The following is a 12,135-nucleotide window of genomic DNA, read 5'->3' on the forward strand; positions in this document are numbered from 1 at the left end:
ATTACTCGCCCACCCTCCCCCAAAACAGACTGGGGGAGGGTTGTTCCGGGTGACAAACTCTGGAGCGTGTACCCAGTGCGCCCTTCCCCCAGGGGTTTTTGGGGGAAGGGCTGGGGATGGGGGCCTCTCTCCGCCGCGCCAACCCATCCGACCCGCTCCAAACTGCAGTTGCCGTGTGCCCCCTCTCCCACATCTGTTCGTGGGAGAGGGTGGCGAGCTTTAGCGAGCCGGGTGAGGGCCCCACCCCGCCGCCGCGCCACACCCCGCAGCCGCGCAGCACGTCATCCGGCACCCGTCCCCCACTTTCGTCCTCTCGTACTCTCGTACTCTCGTACTCCCCTCCGCACTCCGCACTCCGCACTCCCCCCCCTCACGCCCGCATCACCAACACCACATCCTCATCCAGCGCGGCGGCGGCGCGCGACCTCGTCATCCAGCTCACGCCAAAGAACACCAGGATCGACAGCACGAGCGAGAACGCGCTCACGGTCACCCCTGTCGGGAAGCGATAGACGTTCAGCGCGGCCATCGTCTCGAAGCCCAGCGTCACCACCAGTCCGGTAACGATGGATGCGATGGCGCCCTCCCGCGTTGCGCCCTCCCAGTTCAGGCCAATGGCGAGCGCCGGAACGAGCGTGCTGGCGAACAATCCCCATCCAAAGATCCCCAGAAACGCCACGAACGCGCCGGGCATCAGCGCCAGCCACGCCGCCAGCAGAGAGATCACCACGGTGCCGATGCGACCCCAGCGCAGCGGGTCCGCCACCCGCTTTCCGAACGCCGCCGGCAGGTCCCGCGTGAGCGCCGCCGCGCCGATGTTCATGAACGAGTTCACCGTGCTCATGATGGCCGCCGCCACGCCGGCGAACACCAGCCCGGCGAGCAGCATGGGCGTGTAGCCGAGAAGGAAGAGCGGCGTCGCCTCCTCCGGCCGCGCGAGGGCGGGCATGCGGCCGCTGGCCACGAGCGCCTTGACCGTCACGCCTACGCCAAAGAAGAGGAGCATGGTCATTACCAGCGTGGCCGTCATGAGCAGCGGATACCACTTGAGGCGCCGCGGATCGCGCAGCATGTAGTATTTGTGCAGCACGTGCGGCTGCCCCATGGTCCCCACGCCAAAGACGAAGAAGAGCGAGAGCGCCGCGCCCGGCCCGATGCGCCCGAACGGGGCCAGGAACTCCGGGTCGCTCGCCATCAGCGTCCGCGAGATCGCACCCATCCCGCCACCGGCGCGCAGGGCGTAGACGAAGACGAGGGTGGAGGCGAGGGCCATCAGCGCGCCCTGGAAGACGTCCGTGTACACGCCGGCCAGAATGCCGCCCGTGGCGGAATACGCGAGCACGATCAGCATCCCGATCCACACGCCCGCCGTGAGCCCCGTGCCGAACACGGCGTCGATCACCACGCCCAGCGCCAGGATGTTGGTGGCCATGTAGCCGATGACGGCCACCAGAATGGCCAGCGCGCTCCATCCCTGCGCGGCCGGTGACCGGTACCGTGCGCCCACCGCTTCGGGGATGGTGATCACCCCGCGCACCTCCGCCAGCAGCCGCAGCCGCTTGGCCAACACCCACGACGTCATAGACGCGGTGACGGAACTGCTGAGCGTGAGGAACACGGCGCCCAGCCCGCTGACGTACACCAGCCCCGGCCCGCCGATGAACGCGAAGCCGGAGACGGTCGCGCTCATGGCGGCAAGGGTGAGGGCAATGAGCCCGATCCCCTCGCCGGCGACAAAGAAGTCGTTTGCCGTCCGCGTCCTCCGCATGGCCCACACGCCGATCACGGCGACGACGACAAAGTAGGCGAGTGCCACCGCGGCGATGGTCGGCTGGGCCAGGCGCGGCAGCGAGGTCTGGATGAGCCCCGGAATCCCGGTCATCGGCGGGCCCGCTTGCGTTCGCGCTTGTGGCGGCGCGCCTGCATCTCCGCGGCGGCGTGGCGGATGCGCGCGAGGTCTGCGTCGCTCAGCGTCATGTCGTCGAAGGTGAGGGCGTACGCAATGGGGAGGATGAACAACGGCAGCAGCCCGATGCCGAAGATCACCAGCGCGGCGCGCGTGGGCAGGCCCAGGAAGAACGTCTGGTCGGCGCTGGCGGGGGCCAGCAGCACCGCCGCGAATCCGCCGGCCAGCAGCAGCGACATGAGCGCGAGCGGAAGGCGCAGCCGGCCCAGCCCGCCGTCACCGCGCACGGCGCCCAGCGCGCAGGCGGACATCATCACCGCCGTGGTGCCCAGCGCGATGGGCCACGCGGCCCACCCCGGCGGCGGGCCGGGAAGGAACGCGGCCCCGTAGCCCACGGCGAGGGCCAGGGTGCCGGCGAGGAACGCGAGAAGTGCACTGCGTCGGGCCATCGGTGTCGCGAGCCGGGAGGGCGTGAGGTGTCGTTGCAAGCGGGCAGGTTCGGCCCCCGGCCCCTTCCTGTCAACCGCCACCGCCGACGAAGGGTACGTCCTGCCTGTGAGAACGGGCGTGCGTGTCGCGACGTTGGCTCGGCGGCAAGTAGATCCTTCGACTCCGCGCCAAGGTTCGGTGTGGCGGAAAAGTCAGTGCAGCGCTCCGCTCAGGATGACAGGCTTTTGTGCTCCTAAGCGTTTTCCGCACAAGGACTTGTCATCCTGAGGAGGCGCCGGGCGTAGTGTCCAGCGGCGCCGATCCGTGGCGCCGACGAAGGATCTGTTATGCCTGTGAGAACGGGCGTGCATGTCGCGACGTTGGCTCGGCGGCAAGTAGATCCTTCGACTGCGCGCCACAGTTCGGTGTGCGGAAAAGTCGGTGCAGCGCTCCGCTCAGGATGACAGTTTTTTGTGCTCCTAAGTGTTTGCCGCACATGAGCTTGTCATCCTGAGGAGGCGCCGGAGGCACTTGCTGCTGCACGATGATCTGGCGCCGACGAAGGATCTGTTATGCCTGTGAGAACGGGCGTGCGTGTCGCGACGTGAGCTCGGCGGCAGGTAGATCCTTCGACTCCGCGCCACAGTTCGGTGTGCGGAAAAGTCGGTGCAGCGCTCCGACAATCTCCGGTGACGCTGAAATTCACCGCTATGCATCCCGCCGTGGACCCGGGCGCGGCGCCGGCGGGTACGCCGTCCATCCACCGCTTCGTTTTGACGCGCTCCGGGCCGCGCATTAGCATGCGTACCGCCCGTCCTGAACCCCCGGTCCCTTCCCGGCGCATGCCCGACGAATCGCAGCAGCCCTGGGTTGTCGTTGCGTCCTACGGCTCCATCTGGCAGGCGGACTTTGCCGCCGAAACCCTGCGGGAGGCGGGGATCCCCGCCAACGTGGAAGGCGGGCAGAACGTCGCCATCTTTGGCCTGGGCTACCAGGGCCCCACGCAGTTCGGCGTTCGCGTGCGCGTGCCCTGGCACCGCGAGCAGGACGCGCGCGACCTTCTGCACGACGACGATGACGACGCCCCCCAGCCGGAGAGCCGCGCGTGAACCGCATCGCCGTATCCCTCCTCTGCCTGCTTACGGCCTGCTCCGGCTCCGACAACCGCGCCACGCCCCCCGCAGGTGAATCCGCCATCCGCCTGGAGCGCGTGGCTGAGGGGCTGCAGTCGCCCGTGCACCTGACGGCCCCCGCGGGAGACGCGCGGCTGTTCATCGTGGAGCAGCCCGGGCGCATCCGCATCGCGCAGAACGGACAGCTTCTCCCCACGCCCTTTCTGGACATCACCGCCCGCGTGAGCAGCGGCGGCGAGCGCGGCCTGCTGAGCGTCGCCTTTCATCCCCGGTACGCGCAGAACGGGCAGTTCTACGTCAACTACACCGATCCGGAAGGCGACACCCGCGTGGAGCGCTACCGGGTGAGCGCGGACCGCAACCGCGCGGACCCCGCGTCCGCCGCGCTGGTGATCGGCATCGACCAGCCGTTCAGCAACCACAACGGCGGGCTGGTGGCGTTCGGGCCGGACGGGATGCTGTACGTGGGGATGGGCGACGGCGGCGGCGGGGGCGATCCGCGCGAGGCCGGGCAGGATGTGCGGCAGTTGCTCGGCAAGCTGCTGCGCCTGGACGTGGACGCCGCGCTCCCGTACGCCATTCCGCCCTCCAATCCGTACGCCGGCCGCACGGATGCGCGGGGCGAGATCTGGGCGCTGGGGCTGCGCAACCCGTGGCGGTTTTCGTGGGATCGCGAGGGCGGCGTGCTGACGGTGGCCGACGTGGGGCAGAACCGGCTGGAGGAGGTGAACGTGGTTCCGTCCACGCAGGCCGGGGTGAACTACGGGTGGGACGAGATGGAAGCCTCGGACTGCTTTGAGCCGTCCACCGGATGCCGCCGCGAAGGGATGACGCTCCCCGCCGTGGAGTACCCGCACAGCGACGGCTGCTCCGTCACCGGCGGATTCACCTACCGCGGCCAGGACATTCCCGCGCTGCGCGGCCACTACCTGTACGCGGACTTCTGCCAGGGGTGGATCCGCGGCTTTCGCTACGCGGGCGGCCAGGCGACGGACCGCCGCGACTGGCTGCAGGGGATCGGCAACATCACCTCGTTCGGCCAGGACGCGCGCGGAGAACTGTACGTGCTGGTGCAGACAGGGACCGTGTTCCGCATCGTGGCGGCGGGCGCGAACTGAGAACGGCGTCGATCGTCAGGTAAACACGAACACCATCACGGCGACGGCCACGTCGAACACGGCACAGAAGCCGGGGAACCAGCGGTGCACGCCGGGCGCGCCGCCGCGCGCGTGATGCAGCACGTCCCACGCGGCGTGCGCACCGTATCCCGCCACCAGCCAGATGGGCGACCACCACAGGCTCAGGGCGGCCACCACGACCATCGCGGCGCCCACCGCGAACTCGGTGGCCGCCTTTGCGCGTGGGGCGCCCGTGCGCACCGCCGCGCCGCCGTAGATGCCGCCGGTGAACGCCAGGATCAGCGTCAGCAGGTCGTACGCGCCGTCGCGGTGCAGAATGAACAGCCCCAGAAAGGGGAGCGCGAGCGCCAGCCCGGCCACCGCGGCGAGCAGCGTTCGGCGCGGGGCGCGGGCGGATTCGTGATGCATGGGCCGGGTAGCCAACGGAAGCGTGCGATCAGGTTATCCGCGGCGGCGCCGGCGTGGCGCGCCGCCGCCGGTGGGGAACGTCCCCGGGTGGCCGTGGGGGACGGAGAGCACCGCACGGAAGCGCTCCGGCTCCGGAAAGATCCCCTGCTCGTCCACGATGAGCGGCATCCGGCGGCCCGGCACCCGGACGTGGTACCACCCGGCGGTCACGGTGAGCCCGCCCGCGGAGTACTCGCCGTCGTTGTAGCCCACGGGCGCCAGGCTCGCCGCCGCAAGCGTGACGCGCGACGGCCGCAGGATGCCCGCCGTGGTGAACACCAGATCTCCCCCGTCCGTCTGCTCCAGCCGCGCCACGTAGCAGGCCTGCACGTAGGCCAGAATGCCGATGCAGATCAGGACGCCCCCGGCCAGCATCCCGCCGCCGAGCGGGAGCCGCGTCGCCAGGGGGGCAAGCACGCCGCCCTCCGAGGGATGCTCTCCGTAGTGGTGGAGCGTTTCCCACCCCGCGAACATCAATGCGGCGCCGCTGATCAGGCTGATCACCAGCACCGCGCGCACTTTGGCGAGCCGCGTCCAGCCCGCCTCGAACAGGGTCGTCATGATGCTCCCGGGGTTCGTGGGATCGCTCATCCACGATGGATACGCGGTTCGCGGCCCGCGATCTTCAACCTGCACCGCGGCGTTCAGGCGCGCGCCGGGACGCGGTCCGCGGGGAGGACGAGGGGGAGCAGGAGCGCCGCCGCGAGCGCGAATCCGGCGCCGGCCAGAAACGCGGTGCGCGCATCGTACATCTGCCAGAGCGCACCGAACAGGATGCTGGCCGGCAGCGCGGCAATCCCGATGGCCGCGTGATACGCGCCGAACGCGCTTCCGCGCAGCCCTTCCGGCGCCAGCCCCGCCACCAGCGCCTTTTCCGGCGCTTCCGTCAATCCAAAGAACAGGCCGTACACCAGGAACAGCGCCCACACCTGCCACGCCGCGCCCACCCACGCGAAGCCGGCGTACACCGCCGCGTACACCATCCACCCCGCAATGATGCTGCGCCGCGCGCCCCAGCGGTCGCTCAGCCGCCCGCCCCACACGCTGAACACCGCCTTGCTGACGTGCAGCGCGCCCCACAGCAGCGGGATGGCGGCGATGGCCACGCCCGCCTGCTGCGCGCGCAAGAGGAGGAATGCGTCCGACGCGTTCCCCAGCGTGAACAGCGCCAGCACGGCCAGGTAGCGGGGGAGCACCGGGCCCAGGCCGCGCAGGCGGGGCAGGGGAGCGGGCGCGGCCAGCGGGCCGGCGGGGCGCGCGGGGGCCGTTTCCCGCACCTTCCACAGCACCGTCCCCAGCGTCAGCAGGCCGGGAACCAGCGCCCAGGCGAACACCGTCCGCAGATCGTGCGGATACACGAGCAGCAGCGCCGAGGCGATCAGCGGGCCGGCCACCGCGCCCGAGTGGTCCGCCGCGCGGTGCAGCCCGAACGCCGCGCCGCGCTGCTCTGCCGGTACGCTTTCCGCCAGGAGCGCGTCGCGTGGCGCCGTGCGGATCCCCTTGCCCAGCCGGTCGGCAATGCGGACGGCCAGCACGTGCCATCCCAGCGTGGCGACGGAAATCAGCGGCCGCCCCACCGCCGCGATGCCGTACCCCAGGGCCGTGGGCGTCTTGCGCCGCCCCGTGCGGTCCGCCACCCATCCGCTCGCCAGCTTGGTGAGGCTGGATGCGCTCTCCGCCACACCCTCCACCACGCCCACGAACGCGGCGCCCACCCCCAGCGTTCCCGTAAGGAACAGCGGCAGAAGCGGATAGATCATCTCGCTGGCGGCGTCGTTCAGGAACGACGTCACGCTGAGCCAGAGCACGTTGCCGCGCAGCAGCCCGCGGGCCGTGCTTTCGCCTTGCGTGCGCGGCGGATCGGGTGCAACCATGTTCGTCGATGCGGGATCAGAGGCGGCGCGGGACCAGACACTCACCAACTCACGAGAAGGCAAGATGCCGACCCGAATTCGATATGCCCTCGCCGCCGCTGCCTTCGCGCTGCTGTGCGGCGCGCCGGTCACGGCCCAGCAGCAGGACACCGCGCGCATGCAGACGGGCCGCAGGTACACCCAATGGATGTACGCTTCGCGGATGGACAGCCTGTACAGCCGGCTGGGGCCGCAGATGCTGGCGCGCATCGGCTCGCTGGAGCAGTTCACCGCGTTCCGCAGCGGGATGGACGCGCAGCTCGGCACGGAGACGGAGCTGATGTCGGAGGAACTGATGCCCTCCGCCCCGCACCTGACGGCGTACCGCCGCACCGCGCGGTTCAGCCGCGCCCCGGTTCCCGTGCAGGTCACCATCGTCACCGACAGCGCGGGGACCATTCACGGCTTTGGCGTGGCGCCGCGCCGCGAGGCCGCGCCCAGCCGGTTCATGGACTACCAGCCGCGCACCCCGCTGCGCCTGCCGTTTGACGGCGAGTGGTACGTGTTCTGGGGCGGGCGCACGCTGGAGCAGAACTACCACGCGATGACGAGCGACCAGCGCTTCGCGTACGACCTCGTCATCCGGCGCGACGGCAGTTCGCACAGCGGCGACGGATCGGCGCTGGAGCAGTACTACTGCTACGGCCAGCCCATCCTGGCGCCCGGGGACGGCACCGTCGCCACGGTGGTGGACGGCCTGCCTGACCAGCGCATCGGGTCCATGGACCGCGCGAATCCCGCCGGCAACCACGTCATTATCGACCACGGCAACAGCGAGTTCAGCCTGCTGGCCCACCTGCGGCCGGGCAGCGTGGCCGTGCGCGCCGGCGACCGCGTGCGCGCGGGGCAGAAGCTGGGCGAGTGCGGCAACAGCGGCAACACCAGCGAGCCGCACCTGCACTACCATCTGCAGAACGGCCCCGTGTTCGGCCGGGCGGAGGGCCTCCCCGCCATCTTCCGCGGCTACACCGCGAACGGCCAGCGGGTGGAGCAGGGCGAGCCGGTGCGCGGCCAGACGATCCGGCAGTAGGAAAGAACAGGGCCCAGTGCCCAGGTTCTAGTGCCAAGTGCCAAAGTGCCAAGTGCCAAGTGCCCAGGTGCAAGTGCCCAGGTGCAAGTGCCCAGTGCCTGGGCGTGGGCGAGTCGGCGGCATGGACGCGTCCAGCCGCCTGGCCTGTCCGAACATGAAAGTGCCCGGCGCACCATCTGGGCACCGGGCACTTCGGCACTGGGCACTGAAGTACTGCCCTTGACTCAGTCCAGCAGCAGCAGCGCGATGATCACGCCCAGCGCGACCGCGGCCACCGTGTACCACCAGTCGCTGCTGCCCATGGGCGCGTGTGCGCGCCTGGCTTCGGCCGCCGCGACACGCTGGCGCACCTCGTCGCGCGTGGGGAACAGCTGGGCCTCCACGGCGGGCGCCGCCGTCACCACCGGGGCGGCGACCGTGGGCGCCGCGTCCGACACGGACTGCTGGGCGGCGGCGGGCGTGGCGGCCAGCAGCAGCGACGCCGCCAGCACCAGGAACTTCTTCATGGGATCACTCCTCCGGACCGGGTGTGGAACACAAGCATCCGCCCTGAAGGGGCGGCTCGGCCCCGCCCCTCGCAAACGCCGTGCGCGTCACCGCACATTTCCCGGCGCCGCCTCGTCCGCAAGCGCCCGCAGCACCGCCATCAGCCGCTTCTCATCCCCCTTGAAGTGGTGCCCGCCGCGCAGCCGCACCTCCTGCATGGGCGCCGTGCGCATGCGCGGGCACGCCGCCTTGTCGTCCCCTTCTCCCCAGATGCACAGCACCCGCAGGTCTCCCAGCCGCTCGATCTCCGGCCGCGTGGCCCGGCTGGGCGCGCCGCTGGTGCCCCACCACTGCTCGACGCGGAACTCGAACACCGCGTCGTGCGCCAGGGCAATGAGCGCCACGCCGGCGATGCGCGCCCGCGTTTCCGGCGGCAGGCGGTTGATCTGGAACGGGAGCACGTCCGCGCCCATGCTGTAGCCCACCAGCAGCACCCGGTCGCGCCCCCACCGCCGCGCGTAGTGGCGAATGGCCAGGTCCAGGTCGCGCGCCGCCTGGTCCGGCGTCTTGGGGCGCCAGTAGTAGCGTAGCGAGTGCCAGACGACCGAGGGAATGCCCTCCCCCTGCAGCTCCCGCCCGATCCGCTTTCCGAGCCCGCCCGTGGGCCCGTCGCCGGTGAGGACGATGGCGAACACGCGCCCCGTGTCGCCCGGCACCGGCAGTTCCCGCAGCGGGAGCGAGCGGGCGCGCGTGGCCACCCCGGGCGAGGGCGGAATGCGCACGCGGCTGCACGCGGCCGCCAGCCCCGCCGCGGCCGCAACGGCCACCAGCGAGGCCGCGATCCGCGCCCGGCGCCTCACCCCTGCCGCCCGCGCCGAAAGATCCCCCGGTAGCCGCCCGCAATGAGCGCCGACACGTCCGCCGTCACCCGAGGCAGCGCCAGGCCGCCGGGGTACGCCAGGTAGCGCGGCTCCCACTCCGGGTGGAACTTCTGCTTGTAGGCGCGCAGCCCCTGAAAGTTGTACAGCGCCTCGCCCCGCTGAAACAGAAAGTTGCCGATGCGCGTCCACGCCGGCGCCACCGCGGAAACCTCCAGCCCGGAGAGCGGCGCCATCCCCAGGTTGAAGCGGCCGTACCCCTCCGCCTTGCCCCACAGGATCAGGTGCAGAATCAGCGCTTCCATCACGCTGCGCGGGGCGTCCGTCCGGTAGCGCATCAGGTCCACCGAAAGCTCCGCGCGGTCAGGCCCGGGCCACACCGTGGTGAACGCCACGATGCGCCCCTCCTGCTCCACCAGCGCCACGGGAAAGCGCCGCGCGTACTCGGGGGAAAAGAAGCCGAGCGAAAAGCCCTTTTCCGCCGAGCGCTTCCCCCGCAGCCACTCGTCAGACACCTCGCGCAGCCGGGGGAGCAGGGCGGGCACCTCTTCCGGCGGCGCGATGCGGAACGTGAGCCCCGCCTTGGCGAAGCGGTTCAGCACCAGGCGGAACGGCTTGCGCTCCGCCCCGTCCACGTGAAACGAGGGAAGGTCCACGAACGCCTCTTCGCCCAGCTTGGCGAAGGTGAGGCCGAAGTCCGCGTACTGGTGCAGCCGCCCCTTTCCCACCTGGTAGAACACGGGGACGCCGCCGTAGTCGTCGCACCGCTCAAAGAAGCGGCGGATCAGGTCCGGCACGGATCGCGGATCACCCACCGGGTCGCCCATGGCAACCCAGGTGCCCCCCTGCACGGCGTACATCAGAAACGCCTGCCCGTCCTCGCTGAACATCACCGACTTGTCCCGCAGGTACACCAGGTAAGGCACGGTGGACGACTGCTGGCGGATGAGCTCCGACGCGCGCTCCAGGTCCTCGTCCGACGGGAGCAGGTGGCGCGCGGGGGCGGGCTTCAGCAGCCGCAGCACGCCGAACGCCAGCAGCAGCACGATGGCCAGCATGGTGGCCCGCAGCGCGCGCGGGGCGTCCTGGTTCAGGGCGAACCTCCACCACAGCTCGTCACTGTACTCCACGTGCTTGAAGGCAAAAAAGCCCAGCCACACCGCCGCGCCCACCACCGCCACCAGCCCGAACACCCACCCGGCCGAGAACTTGGCCGCGAAGAACCCCGTGCGCCGGTCGAACGCGGGGCGGCTGGCCAGCAGCGCGATCAGCACCCCGCCCAGCAGCGCCGCTTCTTCGTAGTCCGCCCCCTTGAGCAGCGACGCGCCGATCCCCGCGGCCAGCATGGTGGCGCCCAGGTAGTACGCCATGTCCAGCCGGCGAGCCACGCCGTTGCTCACGATCAGCAGCCCCACCCCGGCCACGCTGCCGATCAGGTAGCCCGCCTCCACCAGCACCAGCGGCAGGTTGTGGTCAATCCACCGCAGCCGGTGCGGCTCCGTGGGCGTGGCGCCGGAGACCAGGAGCAGGGCGCCGCCCAGGAACATGAACATCGCCAGCACGCGCGGCGCCAGCTGCTGCGACACGCTGCCGAACCAGGTGCCGAACCGGGCAAACTGCTGCCTTCGCAGCCGGACCTCGTCGGCCACCAGAATTACCAGCGCCACCGCCAGCGGGGCGATGTAGTAGATGAGCCGGTACACGACCAGGGAGGAGATGATCTGCCCGGCCGACAGGTACGGCGCCAGCATGACGATCATCGTTCCCTCGAACACCCCCACCCCGCCCGGCACGTGGCTGATGAGCCCCACCAGCTGCGCGGTCATGAAGGCGCCCAGCAGCACCCCGAAGCTCAGGTGCGTGTGCGGCAGCAGCACGTAGAAGCCGGCGCCCGCCAGCGTCCAGTCGATGGTGGAAAGGAGGAACTGCAGCAGCACGATGTGCGGCGGCGGCACGGGGATGGTCCACCGCCACAGCCGCACCGGCTTGCGCCGCAGCACCGCCACGCCGATGTACAGCAGCCCCGTGGCAATGAGCGACCACCCGATGAGCGACACCAGCGCCGCCGGGAGCAGCTGCCCGATCCCCGGCGGCGGGTCCAGCGCCATGCTGTATCCGGAGAGGACCAGGAAGCCCAGCCAGAAGGTGCCGGAGTAGAAAACGACGATGCGCGAGATCTCGTCGGCCGTGAGCCCCCAGCGCGAGTAGAACCGGTAGCGCACCGACGTGCCGGAGATGATGGCGAACCCCACGTTGTTCGCCACCGCGTAGCCCACGAAGGAGGTGACTGCCACCTTCCAGTTGGGCCTGCGCTGCACGTAGTGAAAGGCCAGCAGGTCAAAGCAGCACAGGATGGCGTAGTTCACCGTGGTGAACGCCATCGCCAGCCAGAGCGCGCTGCCGGGGAGCGCGTGCATGGTCTGCCGCACCTCGCGGTAGCTCACGTCGCGCAGGGCCTTGTTCAGCACCCACACCGCCGCGGCGAACAGCGCCAGCCCCGCCAGCGGCGAAAGCCAGCGCAGCAGAACCGCCGCCCGGGACGGAGATCCGGGCGGTGCGGTTACGGGCGGCGCGTCAGGGGCTTGAGTGTGGGCTTCCACCGCGGGGCAGGACTGGGAAACAGAAGGGGCGGCAATATGGCGCCGCCGCCCCCTCCCGGAAAGGACGCCTCCGGGAGTGAAAGAACCGCGCCGTGCGCGGATTGCGCGCACTGATCCGGTCGCAGTGCACCATTCCGGTGCAGGCATCCAGAGTCTCCGGATCGCCGCGGAGGG

General features: G+C 70.6%; 11 protein-coding genes. 3 read left to right on the top strand and 8 right to left on the bottom strand.

The annotated features are described in order from the left end of the window. Positions 1-370 precede the first annotated feature (370 nt). Positions 371-1,882 (bottom strand): sodium/proline symporter, encoded by a 1,512-nt coding sequence (locus VF665_RS24360; RefSeq protein ID WP_331056092.1) that lies wholly within the window; start codon positions 1,880-1,882, stop codon positions 371-373. Beyond that, positions 1,879-2,355: a hypothetical protein gene (locus VF665_RS24365; protein ID WP_331056093.1), complete on the bottom strand. Its 477-nt coding sequence runs from the start codon at positions 2,353-2,355 to the stop codon at positions 1,879-1,881. The genes VF665_RS24360 and VF665_RS24365 overlap by 4 nt, the downstream gene beginning before the upstream one ends. Before the next feature lie 822 nt (positions 2,356-3,177). On the opposite strand from VF665_RS24365, the gene VF665_RS24370 reads away from it, so the two are divergent. After that, entirely contained in the window at positions 3,178-3,444 is a 267-nt protein-coding gene (locus VF665_RS24370; protein WP_331056094.1) for a hypothetical protein, read from the top strand. Beyond that, positions 3,441-4,586 carry a PQQ-dependent sugar dehydrogenase gene (locus VF665_RS24375; protein ID WP_331056095.1) on the top strand — a complete coding sequence of 382 codons (1,146 nt, stop codon included), beginning with the start codon at positions 3,441-3,443 and terminating at the stop codon, positions 4,584-4,586. Before VF665_RS24370 ends, VF665_RS24375 begins: the two co-directional genes overlap by 4 nt. A 15-nt stretch (positions 4,587-4,601) precedes the next feature. Here VF665_RS24375 and VF665_RS24380 read toward each other — a convergent pair whose 3' ends face one another. From VF665_RS24380 to VF665_RS24390, 3 genes are read right to left on the bottom strand one after another with little or no spacing between them, the layout of a single operon-like run. Next, positions 4,602-5,015, bottom strand: a complete 414-nt coding sequence (locus VF665_RS24380; RefSeq protein WP_331056096.1) for a DUF6010 family protein — start codon at positions 5,013-5,015, stop codon at positions 4,602-4,604. Positions 5,016-5,048: 33 nt separating this feature from the next. Then, positions 5,049-5,645, bottom strand: coding sequence for a hypothetical protein (locus tag VF665_RS24385; RefSeq protein WP_331056097.1), 597 nt, complete (start codon positions 5,643-5,645; stop codon positions 5,049-5,051). A 53-nt stretch (positions 5,646-5,698) separates the two neighbouring features. Further along, positions 5,699-6,928, bottom strand: a complete 1,230-nt coding sequence (locus tag VF665_RS24390) for an MFS transporter (RefSeq protein WP_331056098.1) — start codon at positions 6,926-6,928, stop codon at positions 5,699-5,701. Positions 6,929-6,992: 64 nt separating this feature from the next. Between VF665_RS24390 and VF665_RS24395 the strand changes: the two genes are divergently transcribed. After that, on the top strand, positions 6,993-7,997 hold the full coding sequence (locus VF665_RS24395; RefSeq protein WP_331056099.1) for a M23 family metallopeptidase: 1,005 nt from the start codon (positions 6,993-6,995) through the stop codon (positions 7,995-7,997). Between the two features lie 224 nt (positions 7,998-8,221). Here the strand turns inward: VF665_RS24395 and VF665_RS24400 are convergent, their stop codons facing one another. From VF665_RS24400 to mprF, 3 genes are all read right to left on the bottom strand, one after another. Beyond that, positions 8,222-8,503 carry a hypothetical protein gene (locus tag VF665_RS24400; RefSeq protein ID WP_331056100.1) on the bottom strand — a complete coding sequence of 94 codons (282 nt, stop codon included), beginning with the start codon at positions 8,501-8,503 and terminating at the stop codon, positions 8,222-8,224. Positions 8,504-8,590: 87 nt separating this feature from the next. Further along, positions 8,591-9,343, bottom strand: coding sequence for an AcvB/VirJ family lysyl-phosphatidylglycerol hydrolase (locus VF665_RS24405; protein WP_331056101.1), 753 nt, complete (start codon positions 9,341-9,343; stop codon positions 8,591-8,593). After that, on the bottom strand, positions 9,340-12,108 hold the full coding sequence (mprF, locus tag VF665_RS24410; RefSeq protein WP_414679461.1) for a bifunctional lysylphosphatidylglycerol flippase/synthetase MprF: 2,769 nt from the start codon (positions 12,106-12,108) through the stop codon (positions 9,340-9,342). The genes VF665_RS24405 and mprF overlap by 4 nt, the downstream gene beginning before the upstream one ends. Positions 12,109-12,135 lie beyond the last annotated feature (27 nt).

Source organism: Longimicrobium sp., assembly GCF_036387355.1.
Lineage (GTDB): Bacteria > Gemmatimonadota > Gemmatimonadetes > Longimicrobiales > Longimicrobiaceae > Longimicrobium.